Here is a 15,697-nt window from a genome sequence, read left to right as displayed (position 1 = left end):
CGGCACTACCGGTGAAGCCTCTGCCGAGCATGGCTCGGCACTACGCTTGCTTCTGATCAGTAACGACCGTCGAACGCAAAAATCGGCTTGCGCTGCTGCCACAGGCCCTTGGTGAAATCCGGGAATTCCAGGGTCTGGAAGCTGTTGGCGATGGACTGCTCCGACAACGGCGTGATCGCGCTCCAGGCCACTGCATCGTAGATGTCGATGGGCATCGGCGCCTTGGCTTTCAATGCTTCGACAAAGGCGTGGATGACGAACCAGTCCATGCCGCCGTGGCCAGCGCTGGCCGCGGTCGCCGCATTGGTCTTCCACAGCGGATGCTCGTACTGATCCTGGTAGGTCTTGAACTCTTCCCACTGGTGCGGCGGGCTGCGGCCTTCAATGTGGATGCCGTGGTTGACGTCCATCCACAGGCCCTTGGTGCCCTGCACGCGGAAGCCCATCGAGTACGGGCGCGGCAGCGAGGTGTCGTGCTGCAGCAGGATGGTCTCGCCGTTGGCACAGGCCAGCGTGGTGGTGACGATGTCACCCAGCTTGAACTTGACCTGGGTGCTCGGGTGCGTGGTGCCGCCACTCTTGGCGACGGTGTACTCGTGCAGGCCGCGCGCCTTGCTGGCGAACGCATTGATGTGGGTGAAGCGATTGCCGCGGTTGATGCCGGTGTACATCGCGCACGGGCCGATGCCGTGACTGGGATACAGCTCGCCGTTGCGGTTGACCGAATGCTCGGTGCGCCAGCGCGCTTCCGACCAACCCTTGTCACCGAACTCGACGCCGCTGTCGTAGGGCTGGGTCGGATCACCGGAATTGAACTTCACCCCGCGCAGGTCGTGCTGGTAGCCACCTTGCAGGTGCACCAGTTCGCCGAACAAACCTTCGCGCACCATCTGCAGGGTCGCCATCACGTCGCGGCGATAGCACACGTTCTCCAGCAGCATGTACGGCGTGCCGGTGGCGAGCTGCGTGTTGAGCACGTCCCAGTGGTCCTGCAGGGTGATGCCGGCCACCACTTCGCAACCGACGGCGACCTTGGCCTGCATCGCGGCGATGGCCATCGGTGCGTGCCATTCCCACGGCGTGGCGATGATCACGCCATCCAGCCCGCGCTGTTCGAGCATGCGCTTCCACGCATTTTCATCACGGTCCTGGCCATACGCGCGCGGCGCCGGCTTGCCGGCCTTGGCCACCATGTCCATCGCGCGACCGAGCATGATCGGTTCGATATCGCACAGCGCGACCACTTCCACGTCGTCGCGGCGTACCAGTTCCTTCAGCAGCACCTGACCGCGCATGCCGGTGCCGATCACGCCCAACCGCATGGTGCGGCCGCGCGCCCAGGCCGGGGTTTCCGGCAACAAGCTGGTTGCGGCCAGGGCCGCACTGGCCATGATGAATTCCCTGCGTTTCATTGCATATCCTCTTTCATGAAATCGCGCCGTTGATGGCACGCGTATCGAAACCACACAAACGGTGCCACCGTCCCTCCCCTCATGCAATGCATGAAAGGAGGCGGCGGTGGCCCGACAGCATCAGAACTTGTAGGTTGCGGTCACGCTGTAGATGCGACCGAAGTTGTTGGCATAGCCGGCGAAGTTCATCCAGTCATTCGGGTCGTAGAACGGCAGGCGGTTGAACAGGTTCTTCACCGTCACGCCGACGCTCAACTTCTCGATCGGACGCCAGTTCACGCTGAGGTTGGCCGTCCACCACGCCGGTGCGCCACCGCAATGGCCGGGAGCCAGGTCGAGGTAGCTGCCGGTGCAGGTCTGCGCATTGTTGTCCTGCGCGTCGATGCGGTCGTAGGCCCACTTGGTGCCACCGACATAGTTGACGTAGAAGCCGGTATCCCAGTTGCCGTAGGTCCAATTGGTGTTGAACGTGGCCCGCACCTTCGGGTTGTTGTAGTAGCCCACCACGTTGCCGTAGTACCAACCGTCACCGTCGTCGGAGTTGTACATGCTGCGGTTGGCAATGGTCGCGGCCACGCCGATGTTCAGGCGGCCCCATTTACCGATATCGAAACGGCTGCGCAGATCCACGTCGAAGCCGTCGATCAGGGTGCGGCCACGGTTGCTGTACTGGCCGATCACACTGGCCACGTTGCCGGTGCTGTAGCCGGGCAAGGTGCCGGGACAGGCCACGCCGCTGGCCGGATCGCTGCACATCGCCGCCAACGCCGCCAGGTTGGACAGGTCGGTTTCGGTGATCGGGAAGCGGGTCATCGAGTCGATGTCTTCTTCCTTGCTGTAATCCGGCGCGACGATTTCATCGCGGCGGTACACGAACCAATAGTCAGCCGACAGCGACAGCCAGTCGGTCGGTTCCAGCACGACACCGAAGGTCGCGATCTTCGCCTTCTCCGGCTTCAGGTCCTGGTTGGGCTGGGTCATGCGCGCCACGTTGCGGCTGCAATCGCTGTTCCACAGGCTGTTGCCCAGATCCTGGTCGACGCCGCGATTGGACTGCTGCAGCAGGCCGGCAATCGCATTGGTTTCGGCACAGCGAATTTCATCGCGATAGCCACCAATCTGCGCATACACGCCGCCGCTGCCGGCTTCAGCCAGGCTCGGTGCGCGGAAGCCTTCCGAGTAGGTACCACGCACCATCAGCTGCGGCAGTGCCTGGTACTTCAGGCCGATCTTCGGTGCAGCGTTGGCGCTGAAGCCCGGATACTTGTCCAGGCGCAGCGCCAGGTCCATTTCCAGCTTCTCGGTGAGCGGTGCCACGGCTTCGGCAAAGACCGCGTAGGTGTTGCGCTTGCCGTCGAACCACGAGCCACCCTGCTGGGTGATCAGGCCGTTTGCCGCATCCGGATTGCCCGGCGTGTAGAAGGTCTCGCGGGTGGCGTTGAAGCCAAACGCCGCACGCACTTCACCGGCAGGCATATTGAACAGCGGGCCTTCGATCTTGCCGTCCAGGGTATGCAGGCGCGTCCACGACTCGATGTCGAAGGTCGGGAAGGCTTCGCGGATCAGTGCCGCATTGGCTTCGCTGATCTCGCCGAACTTGTAGGCCGGGTGATCGGAAATGATGACGCGGCCAGTGCCGGGATCGATGGTGTACGGACCGAAGGCTTTCTCGAAGCCCTTCAGGTTGACGTTGGTGGTCTGGTAGGTGACCGAGTGCGAGCCGGCGGTGGCGAACGCGGTCTCCCAGTTCCAGTCCCCGGCACTGCCGCGCAGGCCAGTCACCGCGCGATAGCTCTTGTCGGTATTGCGCTGGCCGAAGTGGCCGCCGCCCACATCCTGCAGCAGGTAACCCAAGCCGACCACGCCACCCATCAGCGCCTTCAATTCGGGGCTGGCGTGGTTGTACTCGTTGTTCGGGCCAAGCCACGGAGTCAGGAATTGATTGACCGTGTTGCCGGTGTTGCGCGAGAACCAGCTCTGCGGGTTGCCGGTAGTGGTGCCGTAGGCGCGCGGCGTACCGCCGTTGGCGTGCAGGTCGATGTCGGTATAGGTGACTTCGGCAAACGCCTCGATCGCATCATTCACCTGGAAGTGGCCATTGACGTAAGCCGTCACGCGCTTGGAATCAGCGCCGCCATTGATCTGGCTGGTCATCCAGTCCTGCCAGATGCAGCGCGTACCGGTCGCTACCTGCAGCACGTTGTTGCAGCCCGGTGCTGCTTCATCCACGCGCGCTCCGGTGGCCGGATCGATGGCGTAGTAATAGCCGGGATTGAACACGCCCGGTGCGCTGCCAGTGTCCAGCCGCAGATTCTTGATGTAGTCCGGATTGTTGACGTAGAACTGATTCGGATGCTTCAGGTACCACTCGCTGTTGGGGATACCGTTGCGCTCGTACAAGTTGACGCTGCCGTAGACGTTGTAGCCGTCCTCGGCCATGTCGCCGAAGCCGCCGGTCACGCTGGCCTGCTTCTCGCCAAAGGAATCAAAGCGCGAGGCGGTGTCCCAGGTGCCGCTGACTTCCAGCCCCTGGTAGCTGCTCTTGGTGATGACGTTGATGACGCCGGCCACCGCATCGGTGCCGTACACCGCCGACGCGCCATCGGTCAGCACTTCCATGCGTTCGATGACAGCGGCGGGGATGGCATCGATGTTGACGAACTGGGTCTGGAAGCCGGCTGGGGCGCCGTAATACGACAGGCGACGGCCGTTCAACAGCACCAGCGTGCCCTGTGCACCGAGGCCACGCAGGTTGGCCTGCGATGCGCCGTCGGAGCCGGTGAACAACGACTTGGAATCCACCTGACCTGGACGCGCAGCCGGCAGGTTGTCGAGCACCTGCAGCAGCGTGCGCGCGCCCATGTTCTCGATGTCCTGCTTGCTGATGATCTGCACCGGCGAGGCGGTCTCCACATCGCTGCGGCGGATGTTGGAACCGGTGACTTCGACACGGGCCAGCTCGGTGGCCTTGTCTTTGCTCTTCTCTGCATTGTCCTGCGCAAACGCAGGCGCGGCGATGGCGAACAGGGCGCTGGCAACAGCCAGCGACAGCGGGGCGAACGTGTAGCGATGGGGTGTGCGGCGGGCGGGCAACATGGGTTCTCTCCTGGCAAGGTCACGCAAAAGGAAGCAATTGGCGGGGCAAAGCGATCCCGGCCCGCGCTCCCTGAGAGCGCAGTCGGTGTGTTGTCACGGAGCAGCGGTGTTACGAGGTGGCGGTCATGGGGCGACGAGTTCGGCGCTGTCGCCCTCCTCGCCGATCAGCACGGCGTTGGCCCAGTTGCCACAAACCTGGGACGGTTGTTTGCCCTGTGCACCCAATGTGCGCAGGCTCAAATGGCTAAGGCCACGGATGTCCAGTTCCGGCTTGACCACGCCGGGCGCCTTCACCAAGCCGCTGTCGTACAGCAGACGATCGTCGCCCCACACCTGGAACTGCATGCCACCAGCGTCACGGCATTGGTCGTCGATACCGAGGTCGGCACGCAGCAGTTTCCATTGGCCCTTGATGCGCAGATCAATGCGGCTCTCTGCACCCACACCGAGTCCGCGCCGGAACTGCAGGCCGTTCATGCGCATTGGCACATCGGCACGGAACGCGCGATCGGCGTGAACCGATGCGGCCAGCGCGGCCGGCAGCGGCAGTTGGGAGAGGAACTGCTGCTGCGCCGGCCGCTCGGCCGCTTGCTGCTCAAGAATGTGGAAGGTGGACAGCGCAATCGGGCCGACATCACGCGGCTGCAATGCATCCACGGCACGTGCCGTGTTGCCCTGCGCGGCCGTCACCATCGGATCGTTCGCAGCTTCGCCATCGCCATCCGGGTTCTGCACGCTGAGCACGCGGAAGCGCAGCAGGCGGCCGGCGTGCGCGGCGAAGTCGATGCGCTGCAAGCCTTCCTTCAACTGCAGGCGACCGTGCGCGATGGGCTGGCCCCACTCGCCGTTGCTGTCGCCCATGTAGATTTCGTAGTCGCGTACCTGGCCGTGCTTCCAGTGCTTGTCATTGCGCGGCGCCAGTTCGATGCCATCGATCAACTTGCGCTCGCCGAAGCCGACCACCCATTCGTGCGCGCCGGTGCGGATGGCTTGATTGCGCACGCTGCGGAACCACGTCGCCGGATCATCGTCGAGTGCATTTTCCAGCGGATGGCCGGGCTCTTCTGCCGGGCGGCTGACCAGCAACAGGCTGTCCGCCGGCAATGCGCGGCCAAGCTCCGGTGCAGCCGGGAAAACGTCATCGGCCAGCGCGGCGGCCACCGGGAAATCCAGCTGCAGTTGCAGCGGCTGGCGGATGTCCTGCGTGGCGGTGCGTACGTGCAGCGTGCCCTGACGCTCCTTCGCATCGAAGTACCAGCCTTCCGCCGCGCCCTGCAAGGCAGCAGCGTCGGCCAGTTGCGTCAGGGCACGCCCACTTACCTGCACCGCGTGCGGCGCCTGCCGGCTCAACACCCGCAGGCCGTAACGGCGCTGCGACAGTTGCCCCTGGTACTGGCCCTGCACCGGATCAATCCGCACTTGCACCGGGCCACTGCCCTGCGCCGGCGCCTGCACGCGGATCTGCTGCGTGCTGGATTCACCCTTCTGATAACGGCGCGTGCTGCCGTCGTCTTCGTACAAGGTGTAGCTGGACTCGCCCTGCGGGTACAGATCAAAAGTCACTTCATCCAGCGGCTTTTCGCCGTCGAACAGCATCTCCGTATACATCGGCAGGATCGCACCGGCGCGCACGAACACCGGCAACGTCGCCAGTTCCACTTCGCGATCCAGTTGCTTGCCTGCGCTGCCCGCCTGCACATGGCGGCCATCCCAATAGTCGAACCAGCCGCCGGCCGGCAGGTGGATGTCACGGCGCCAGCCACGGCTCGCTGCCTGGCTGCGGTAGACCGGCGCGACCAGCAGGTCGCGGCCGAGCAGGAATTGGTACTTGTAGGTTTCGTCCTGTGCGTGCGGATCCTGCGGGTAGTCCCACATCAGCCCGCGCACCGGCGGCGCGCCGCTCTGCGCGGCGTCATGCACCAAGCCATACATGTACGGCGTCAGGCGCATTTTCAGCTTGAGGTAATCGCGGTTGATCGAGCGATACGGTTCGTCGAACGCCCACGGATGCTTGCGTGCATTCGACGACCAGCCGGACATGCCCATCAGCACCGGCGTAAAGGTTTTCCACTGCAGATCGCGGGTGAAGGTTTCCGCGCTGCCGCCGAAGATCGCGTCCACGTCGCCACTGGCATACGCCATGCCCGACAGCCCCGAACCCACCAGCGTCGGCACATGCCAACGGATGTAATCCCAACTGCTGCTCTGGTCGCCGGTCCACGCCACCGCGTAGCGCTGGATGCCGGCCCAGCCCATCACCGTCCACAGGAACGGGCGCGAGTCGGAGTTGTTCAAGATGCCGTTGAACGCCTGTTGATTCGCGTCCATGGCGAACTGATAGCCCTGCCCGGTCCAGGCCACGTCCAGCTTCTGCACGCGGCTGCCGGCCTTGCCCACTTCCCAGGCAATTTTGTCGACGCCGTTTTCGGTCCACAGGCCGGTCTTGAAGCCATATTTGGCCAGACCCTGCGCGGTTTCCGGCAGCTGCTTGTAGCCGCAGCCATAGCCATCGTTGGGCAGAATCCAACCGCCGGGCATATCGTTTTCGCGGTACTTGGCGGCCACGCTATTGACCACATCCGGCGTGGTGCCGGTCGGGCCGTCGCTCCAGCCTTCCGGCACAGTGCCGGGCTTCTTGCTGTTGTCGCCGTCGTTGTAGCAATCGGCATCGCCGTAGGACAGCGCCCAGCGCGCGACCATGTTCGGCCGGCCGGTCAGCTGCGTGTAGCGCTCCAGCAAATGCTGCAGATCGGCGCCCACAAAGTAATAGGCATCAAAGCGGTCTTCGCGATGCAGCAAGGTGGCTTGGTCGGACTGACGCAGGTCGTAGCTGCCGTCGCTCCAGGTGTTGCGCAACATGCCCCAGCCGCGCGAACTGAGCAGCATCGGCGCCGGGCTCGGTCGGTCGCCCTCTTCCCAGCCGCCGGAATAGGAAACTTCCAACTCACGGCCCTTGAACTGGAACTTGCCGTTCTGCTGTCCGCCGCCGTAGAACGCTTCATCGGCCTGCGAGGACAGCACCTGCACGCTTTGTTCGGCGGCCATATCCAGCGGCTGCAGTTCCTGCCACATCGGCACGCTGCGCTCGCCGTCCAAACGCTCCAGGCGCAGCTGCAGCGGCTGCCGCTGCACATGCAGCACCAGCGACGGCGTGCGTACGCGGATTTCGTTGGTGTCTTCTTCCAACTGCGCCTGCACCGGCTGCGTGGGCTGCGGCAGCACGATCGGCGCGGCCTTGTTGCCGGGGCCGGTGAGCTTGCCCTTGCGACCGGCCTGCACATGCACGATGTCGTTGGCCAGCACGTCGATGCGCAGCGTGGTGCCGGCATCGGTGAGCAGTTCCCAACCGCGTACTCCGTCACGACCCTCGCTGGCCGCCACCGAACGCAGATTGCCTACCGGTTCCGCATTCGCAGACAAGGCCGGCAGCAACAGCGCGGATAGCAGGGCCAGCAGCAGCGGCGAACGACGATTGTGGTTATGCACCTTGTCCCCTGGCCCGTTCATCGGACGTTGCGATTTCAGTTGTGGCCGACTCTGGGGAGTAAATCGAAAGATGTCAACAAAATGAAAGCAAAAAGTAAGTTGAATTTCTTGCAATCGAAAGATGCTGCAGAGCACCACTTTCCATTGGCCCGAAAAGTGGCTATTCACCTGTAACGAAAGGGGTTTTACGCGCAACCTTTCGTTCGTGATGACGCACTCACTGCGAAAGTGAGCTGCATTGGTTTCTTTTCTTTTACTTTCGGTATTTGACATTCCGAAAGAAAACGAACAAGGTTCCCCCGCACAACAGGAATCAAGAATGGATCTCACCCTGCTTTCCGACCTGACCACCTGGCAGCAGCTGGGCGGCACCGACACCGCTACCGAAATCGCCCAGCAGCCAACGCTGTGGGAAACCCTGGCCAGCACCCTCGCCGATGACTGCACGCGCTTGCAGGCCTTCCTTGGTGAGCGCCTGAACGACCCGCGCCAGCGCGTGTTGTTCACCGGTGCCGGCAGCTCGGGCTTCATCGCCGAAATGGTGGCTGACACCATCAATGCGCAGTGGCCGGCCGAGGTGCGCGTGGTGCACACCACCAGCCTGCTCACGCATCCGGCGCTGTACCTGCAGCGCGACCGCCCGACCCTGCTGGTGTCGTTTGGCCGCAGCGGTTCCAGCCCTGAAAGTGTGGCGGCGGTGGAGCGCGTGCGCGCCGATGTGGACGACGCCCGCTTCCTCGACATCACCTGCAATGCCGATGGTGAGCTTGCGCGACGTGGCGCCGGCCGCGACGACACCTGCACCCTGCTGATGCCGGCAGCCAGCTGTGACCGCGCCTTCGCCATGACCAGCAGCCTCACCTGCATGCTGCTGGCCGCGCTGAGTGTGTTCGACCGTGCACCGTGGAGCGAGCGCATCGCCCGCCTGCAACAGGTTGCCGCGCTGGCACGCAACGGCATCCAGCAATGGGATTCGGCCGTGGCGGCATTGGCACGCGAACCCTTCAGCCGCGTGATCTACCTGGGCAGTGGCCCGCACGAAGCGCTGGCGCGCGAAGCCGCGTTGAAGGTGCTGGAACTCACCGCCGGCCGCGTATTGGCCATTGCCAACACCCCGCTGGGGTTCCGTCACGGGCCCAAGTCCACACTCAACAGCCAGACCCTGGTCATCGTGTTCCGCAGCGCACAGCCGCTCGCGCGTCGCTACGAACAGGATCTGCTGGAAGAACTGCGCGGTGATGGTGTCGCCGGCAAGGTGTTGTCGATTGGTCCGCAATCGGACATCGGTGCCGATGACGACTACACGCTGCCGGTGCCGGCCATCGCCGACAGCTGGCTTGCGCCGGTGTGGCTGCCGTTCGCGCAGCTGTATGCGCTGCAGCGTTCGGCCTCGATGGGCCTGACCCCGGACAACCCGTTCCCCGACGGCACCGTCAACCGCGTTGTCAAAGGCGTGACCATCCACCATGACTGAGCCCACGCCACACGCCTGTTACGGCATCGACATCGGCGGCACCAAGATCGAACTGGTGGCCTGCGATGCCGCCATGCAGGTGACGTGGCGCAAGCGCATCGCAACGCCGCAGGACAGCTACGACGCGTTTCTGCAGGCGGTGATGACCTTGGTGGAAAGTGCCGATGCCGAACTGGGCAATGCCGCCGCGTCCATCGGCATCGCCCTGCCCGGCGTGCGCGACCGCCGCACTGGCCGCCAGCTCAGTGCCAATGTGCCCGCGCTCACCGGCCAATGTGTCGCGCAGGATCTGCAGGCGCGTCTGCAGCGCCCACTGCGCTTCGGCAACGACCTGCAATGCTTTGCCTTGTCTGAAGCACACGGCGGCGCGGCCGATGGTTACGCCAGCATGTTCGGCGCCATCCTCGGCACCGGCGCCGGTGGCGGTTACTGCGTGCAGGGCCGGCTGATCAGCGGCTTCAACGGCTTGGCCGGCGAATGGGGCCACTGGAGCGTGCCGGCCAATCTGCTGCAGCGTCACGGCTTGCCACTGCTGGATTGCGGCTGCGGCCTGCGCGGCTGCGTGGAGCGTTATGTGTCCGGCAGCGGCGTGGCCATGATCGAACGCCACCTCGGCGGCAGCGCCAACAATGCCAGCGATGTCATTGCCCTGGCCGAAGCCGGCGATGCGCGCGCGCAACAGGCGCTGGACATCCACCGCGACCTGCTCGGCCACAGCTTCGCCGAGTTGATCCTGGCATTGGACCCGCATGTGATCGTGCTCGGTGGTGGCCTGTCGCAATACGCGCCGCTGTACCAGCAACTGCCAGCAGCCATCGCCGCCCATCTTTTTGCAGGCGTGGAAGTACCGCCCATCGTGCCGCCGCGTTTCGGCGACGCCGGTGGCGCACGCGGTGCCGCCCTGCTCGCCTGCCAACCTGCTTTTTCCTGACCCCCGGGAGTTCGTCATGTCCTCGCTGCAATCCCTGCTCACCGCCCACCGCCAGGGCCAGAATGTCGGCCTGTACAGCGTCTGCTGCAGCAATGAGCAGGTGCTGCGCGCCGCCATGCAGGTGGCCACGCGCTACGGCACGGTGCTGCTGATTGAGGCCACGTCCAACCAGGTGGATCAGTTCGGCGGCTACACCGGCATGACCCCGCCGCAGTACCGCGACTATGTGCAGGCACTGGCCGACGAAGAAGGCTTCCCGCACGAACAGCTGTTCCTTGGCGGCGACCACCTCGGCCCCAATGCCTGGCAGAAACAGCCGGCCGCCGAGGCAATGGCCAACGCGCGCGTGCTGATCGAAGCCTACGTCGCGGCCGGCTTCAACAAGATTCACCTGGACTGCAGCATGTCCTGCGCCGACGACCCGACGCCGCTGCCCGACGCCATCGTCGCCGCACGCTCGGCCGAACTGGCGGTCATCGCCGAGCGCACTGCTGCGGCGAACAACCTGCCGCTGCCGCTGTATGTGATCGGCACCGAAGTCCCCATCCCCGGTGGCGAAGCCTCGCTCGAAGGCGGTCTGGCCGTCACCACGCCGGCCGCCGCCGCGCAGACGCTGGCCATCCATCAGCAGGCATTCGACACACCGGAACTGCGCGATGCGTGGCAACGCGTGATTGCGATGGTGGTGCAACCCGGCGTGGATTTCGACCACAGCAGCGTGCACGACTACGATGCCGCCGCCGCTGCCACGCTGGCCGATTTCCTGGAGCAGCAGCCGCGCATCGTGTTTGAAGCGCACTCCACCGATTACCAGCGCGAATCCGGCCTGCATGCATTGGTGCGCGATCACTTCGCCATTCTCAAGGTCGGCCCGGCGGCGACGTTTGCCTACCGCGAAGCGCTGTTTGCCTTGGCCGCCATCGAAGCCGAACTGTTGCCGGCCGCGCAGTGCTCGCAGCTGCCGCAGGTGCTGGAACAGGTGATGACCACGCAGCCGAAGTACTGGCAGGCGCATTACCACGGCGACGAAGCCAGCCTGCGCCTGTTGCGCGCCTATGCCTTCAGCGACCGCTGCCGCTACTACTGGGGCGAACCGGCGCTGCTGCAAGCCGTGCAGACCCTGTTCGCCAACCTTGAGCAACACGCACCGTCGCTGGTGCTGCTCAGCCAATACCTGCCCGAGCAATTCCGCGCGGTGCGTGCCGGACAGTTGGCCAACACACCGGCCGCCTTGGTCCAACATCACATCGGCCTCTGCCTGGGCGAGTACGCCCGCGCCTGCAGCGCCAACTTGGCTGGCGCTCGCAAGAAAACCGAAAGCTCCCACGCTTCGATTCTTGCGAACGGTTAATCTTCCGCTTTCACTCCACAAGGAAGAGATGCTCATGCGCAATACACGCTCCCGGCGCCAGCAGATTCTGCAGCTCCTGATCGAACAGGGCACGGTGCAGGTATCGGAGCTGGTTGACCGGTTCGACGTGTCGGCGGTGACCATCCGCACCGACCTGGGTCAGATCGAAATCCAAGGCCTGGCCACCCGCACCCACGGCGGCGCGACGCTGGTGCGGATGCCGCCGCTGGAGCAGGACATCCACGAAAAGGATGCGCTGAACCTGTCGCTGAAAGAATCCATTGGCAGGCGCGCCGCGCTGCAGGTGCATGCCGGTGACAACATCATCATCGACTCCGGCTCCACCACCATGACGCTGGCCCGGCATCTGCACGGGCACCGCGACGTCACGGTGATGACCAACGGCCTGAACATCGCCTGGGAGCTGGCCAACGCACCGGGCGTGAACGTGCTGCTCACCGGTGGCCTGCTGCGCAAGCAGTCGCTGTCGCTGCAAGGCAACCAGGCCGAATCCAGCCTCACCTCCTATAGCTTCGACACCTTGTTTCTGGGCGTGGATGGACTGGACCTGCAGTTCGGCCTCACCACCCACGACGAGAGCGAAGCCCGCCTCAACCACCGCATGGTCGAGCGCGCGCGGCGCATTGTGGTGCTGACCGATGCCTCCAAGTTTGGCCGGGTCAGCCTGCACCGCATCGCCCGTCTGGACCAGATCCAAGCCATCATCACCGACCCCGGCATCGACGATGCCACCCGCGAGGGCCTGCAGCAGCAGGGGATCGAGGTGATCATCGCCGAGCCACCACCGCCATGACCAATACCCGCTCCCTGCTCGGCCGCATCCTCACCCCGCTGGGGTGGCGTCGCGGCCACGTTCACTTCGACCAGCAGCAGATCCTGTCGCTTGAAGTCGAAGATCACGCCGGCGATGCCGCACAACTGCCGGTGATCCTGCCGGGCTTCATCGACCTGCATGTCCACGGCGGCGCCGGTGTCGATCTGATGCAGGGCGGCGATGTCGCCCGCACCATCGCCCGCACCCACGCCCGCCACGGCACCACCACCCTGCTCGGCACCACCATGACCGCCGCGTTCGAGGAAATCGAGAACGCATTGCGTGGTTTGGCTCAGGTGATCGCCACGCCGGATACGAACGCCGCGCAGATCATCGGCGTGCATCTGGAAGGCCCATTCATCAGCCCGCAGCGGCTCGGCGCGCAACCGCCGCGCACATTGGAGGCCACACTGGAGTCCGTGCAGCACCTGCACGCGCTGGCGCCGATCAAGGTGCTGACCATCGCCCCGGAAATCGGCCAGCACGCCGCGTTGATTCCCGCCCTCGCGGCGATGGGCATCCGCGTGCAGGTCGGCCATAGCGCTGGCACCTACGAAGACGGCGTGGCCGCCTTGCAGGCGGGCGCCACCGGCTTCACCCATCTGTTCAACGGCATGACCGGCGTTGATCACCGCACGCCCGGCATCGCTGCCGCCGCATTGGCACATGCGCAGTACGCCGAACTCATTCCCGACCTGCAGCACGTGCATCCGGGCGTGATCCGCATGGCCGTGCGCGCCATTCCGCGCCTGTATGCCGTCACCGACGCCACCGCCGCCACCGGCATGCCCGACGGCGAATACGCACTGGGCGAACAGCGCGTGCACAAATGCCTGGGCTGCGTGCGCCTTGCCAGCGGCTCGCTCGCCGGCAGCGCACTGACCATGGATCAAGCGCTGCGCAATCTGGTCGATGTCGGTCTGGAGCTGGCCGACGCATCGCAACGAGTTTCCACCATCCAAGCCGATTACCTGGGTCTGGAAGATCGCGGTCGCATCGCCCCGGGCCTGCGCGCGGACATGGTGGTATTGAACCCGGATCTGCAGCTGCAGCAGGTGTGGATCAACGGCCATTCGGTCGATCTGCACTGATTCCCTGTAGTGCCGAGCCCTGCTCGGCATACCGCGCAGATGCGCAGCGTGATCCGGCTACGCAGAGCCCGGAACGAAATGCCGCCGAGCATGGCTCGGCACTACAAAACCCTGCCCCAGGAACGCGCCGATGACCGACTCCGCCTTCGCCACGCCCGTCGCCGATACCACGCCCCGCTGGCCGGTCCGCTATCTGCTTTTCATCGCCGGCCTCGGCGGCCTGCTGTACGGCATCGACATCGGCATCATCGCCGGCGCCCTGCCCTATCTCGAAGCCACCGCCAGCCACGCCTGGCAGTTGAGCAGCCAGCAACTCGGCTTCGTGGTCGCAGCGGTGCTGTTGGGCAGCGTGCTGTCCTCGCTGTTTGCTGGCTTGATCGCCGACCTGATCGGCCGACGCGGCGCGATGCTGCTGGCCGGCGTGCTGTTCACCGCCAGCATCCCGGTGATGGCATTGGCGTCGGGCTACACGCCGCTGTTGCTCGGCCGGCTGCTGCAAGGTATCAGCGGCGGTTTGATCGGCGTGGTGGTGCCGTTGTATCTGGCCGAAGTGCTGGCGCCGGAACGCCGTGGTCGTGGCGCAGCGATGTTCCAGCTGCTGCTGACCATTGGTCTGGTGTTGGCCGCACTGATCGGCCTCTATCACGCGCATGTCGTCGATGCCGCCGCCGACACCCTGCGCAACCTGCCATTGGTGCAACAGGCGCAGGAATTGTTCGCCGTCAAAGACCACGCATGGCGCACCATTTTCTGGAGCTGTCTGCTGCCGGGCGTGGTGTTCTGCATCGGCGTATTGGGGCTGTCCGAGTCGCCGCGCTGGCTGGTGCAGCGCGGCCGCATCGACGCCGCACGACAGAGCCTGCAACGCACGCTGCCGGCCACACAGGTGGAAAGCACGCTGCAGCAGATCCAGGCACCGGACACCGCAACGGCCGACGGCAAACGCGACCGCTTGTTCAGCCGTCGCTACATGGTGCCGTTCCTGCTCGCCTGCGTGATCCTGGCCTGCACCCAGGCCACCGGCATCAATTCGATCCTGGCCTACGCGGTCAACATCCTCAATCAAGCCGGCCTGCCCGGCTCGGCCGCCAACAGTGCCGATGTCGCCATCAAACTGCTCAACGCATTGATGACCGTCGCCGCCTTGTTGCTGGTCGATCGCAAGGGCCGCAAATTCCTGTTGATGCTCGGCAGCGGCGGCATCTGCCTGGCCCTGCTCGCCTCGGCGATGCTGTTCTTCAAGGCCGAACAAGGCCGCGCAGACGTGCAGCCACTGCTGCAACACGCCGTGCTCGATGACCGCCTGCAGCTGGATCTGGACGCCGCGCAATGGCAGCAACTGGCCGGTGCACGCATGCACGACCAGCAACCGCTGCAGCTGACGTTGTCCTATTCATACGGCGGTTTCAGCGACGTGCGCTCCCTGCGCAGCGACAACGCCAGCGATCATCAGGTAAACATTCAACGCGACGCCACCGTGCGCGCCGACAGCGTCATCGGCAGCTTCTTCCGCCAACTGCATTTGAATCCCTTCCCCGACCCGAGCGTGGCCGCAAACGCGCCCCTGAAGATCGAGCAGGCCTGGATCGGCCCGGTTCCCACACCGACGCACGGCTGGATGGTGGCGGCCTGCATTCTGGTGTTCGTCGCCTTTTTTGCCGTCGGCCCGGGCGTCTGCGTTTGGCTGGCCCTGTCCGAGCTGATGCCCAACCGCATCCGCTCCAACGGCATGAGCATCGCGCTGCTGATCAACCAGTTCGTCTCCACCACCATCGCCGCGGTGTTCCTGCCGACGGTGGGGCATTACGGCTACGCCAGCATGTTCCTGTTCTGGGCCGGCTGCACCTTCGTGTTCTTCCTGGTCGCCGCCTTCTGGATGCCCGAAACCAAGGGCAAGACGCTGGAACAGATCGAAGCGCATTTCCGCTGAGTGCGGCGAAAGGGCGGGAATCAAAAACCCCCTCATCCGCCCTCCGGGCACCTTCTCCCGCAGGCGGGAGAAGGGACGGCTGGCATTGCTG

At 64.7% G+C, this 15,697-nt stretch carries 9 protein-coding genes; 6 read left to right on the top strand and 3 right to left on the bottom strand.

Features of this window, described 5'->3' with window-relative positions; all coding sequences use genetic code 11:
- Positions 1-56: 56 nt before the first annotated feature.
- The 3 genes from ACREP4_RS06335 to ACREP4_RS06325 form a co-directional block, all read right to left on the bottom strand.
- Positions 57-1,412: a Gfo/Idh/MocA family protein gene (locus tag ACREP4_RS06335; protein WP_431595302.1), complete on the bottom strand. Its 1,356-nt coding sequence runs from the start codon at positions 1,410-1,412 to the stop codon at positions 57-59.
- Positions 1,413-1,532: 120 nt separating this feature from the next.
- Positions 1,533-4,508, bottom strand: coding sequence for a TonB-dependent receptor plug domain-containing protein (locus ACREP4_RS06330; RefSeq protein WP_431595301.1), 2,976 nt, complete (start codon positions 4,506-4,508; stop codon positions 1,533-1,535).
- A gap of 123 nt (positions 4,509-4,631) precedes the next feature.
- Positions 4,632-7,994 carry a TIM-barrel domain-containing protein gene (locus ACREP4_RS06325; protein ID WP_431595335.1) on the bottom strand — a complete coding sequence of 1,121 codons (3,363 nt, stop codon included), beginning with the start codon at positions 7,992-7,994 and terminating at the stop codon, positions 4,632-4,634.
- 319 nt (positions 7,995-8,313) lie between these two features.
- Between ACREP4_RS06325 and ACREP4_RS06320 the strand changes: the two genes are divergently transcribed.
- The 6 genes from ACREP4_RS06320 to ACREP4_RS06295 all read left to right on the top strand — a co-directional run bounded on the left by ACREP4_RS06320 (position 8,314) and on the right by ACREP4_RS06295 (position 15,606).
- Positions 8,314-9,468, top strand: coding sequence for an SIS domain-containing protein (locus ACREP4_RS06320; RefSeq protein WP_431595300.1), 1,155 nt, complete (start codon positions 8,314-8,316; stop codon positions 9,466-9,468).
- Positions 9,461-10,399, top strand: a complete 939-nt coding sequence (locus tag ACREP4_RS06315; protein ID WP_431595299.1) for an ROK family protein — start codon at positions 9,461-9,463, stop codon at positions 10,397-10,399. Before ACREP4_RS06320 ends, ACREP4_RS06315 begins: the two co-directional genes overlap by 8 nt.
- A 16-nt stretch (positions 10,400-10,415) precedes the next feature.
- A complete protein-coding gene (locus ACREP4_RS06310) occupies positions 10,416-11,750 on the top strand; it encodes a D-tagatose-bisphosphate aldolase, class II, non-catalytic subunit (RefSeq protein ID WP_431595298.1) in 1,335 nt (444 codons plus the stop codon).
- 34 nt (positions 11,751-11,784) lie between these two features.
- Complete coding sequence (locus ACREP4_RS06305) at positions 11,785-12,564, top strand: DeoR family transcriptional regulator (protein ID WP_431595297.1); 780 nt, start codon at positions 11,785-11,787, stop codon at positions 12,562-12,564.
- Positions 12,561-13,676 (top strand): N-acetylglucosamine-6-phosphate deacetylase, encoded by a 1,116-nt coding sequence (gene nagA / locus ACREP4_RS06300; protein WP_431595296.1) that lies wholly within the window; start codon positions 12,561-12,563, stop codon positions 13,674-13,676. Before ACREP4_RS06305 ends, nagA begins: the two co-directional genes overlap by 4 nt.
- Before the next feature lie 130 nt (positions 13,677-13,806).
- A complete protein-coding gene (locus ACREP4_RS06295; protein WP_431595295.1) occupies positions 13,807-15,606 on the top strand; it encodes an MFS transporter in 1,800 nt (599 codons plus the stop codon).
- Positions 15,607-15,697: the final 91 nt, after the last annotated feature.

The sequence above is a fragment of the Stenotrophomonas sp. genome (genome assembly GCF_050737575.1).
GTDB lineage: Bacteria > Pseudomonadota > Gammaproteobacteria > Xanthomonadales > Xanthomonadaceae > Stenotrophomonas.
Note: the sequence above shows the minus strand (reverse complement) of the source record. Positions and strands in the feature narration are given on the sequence as shown.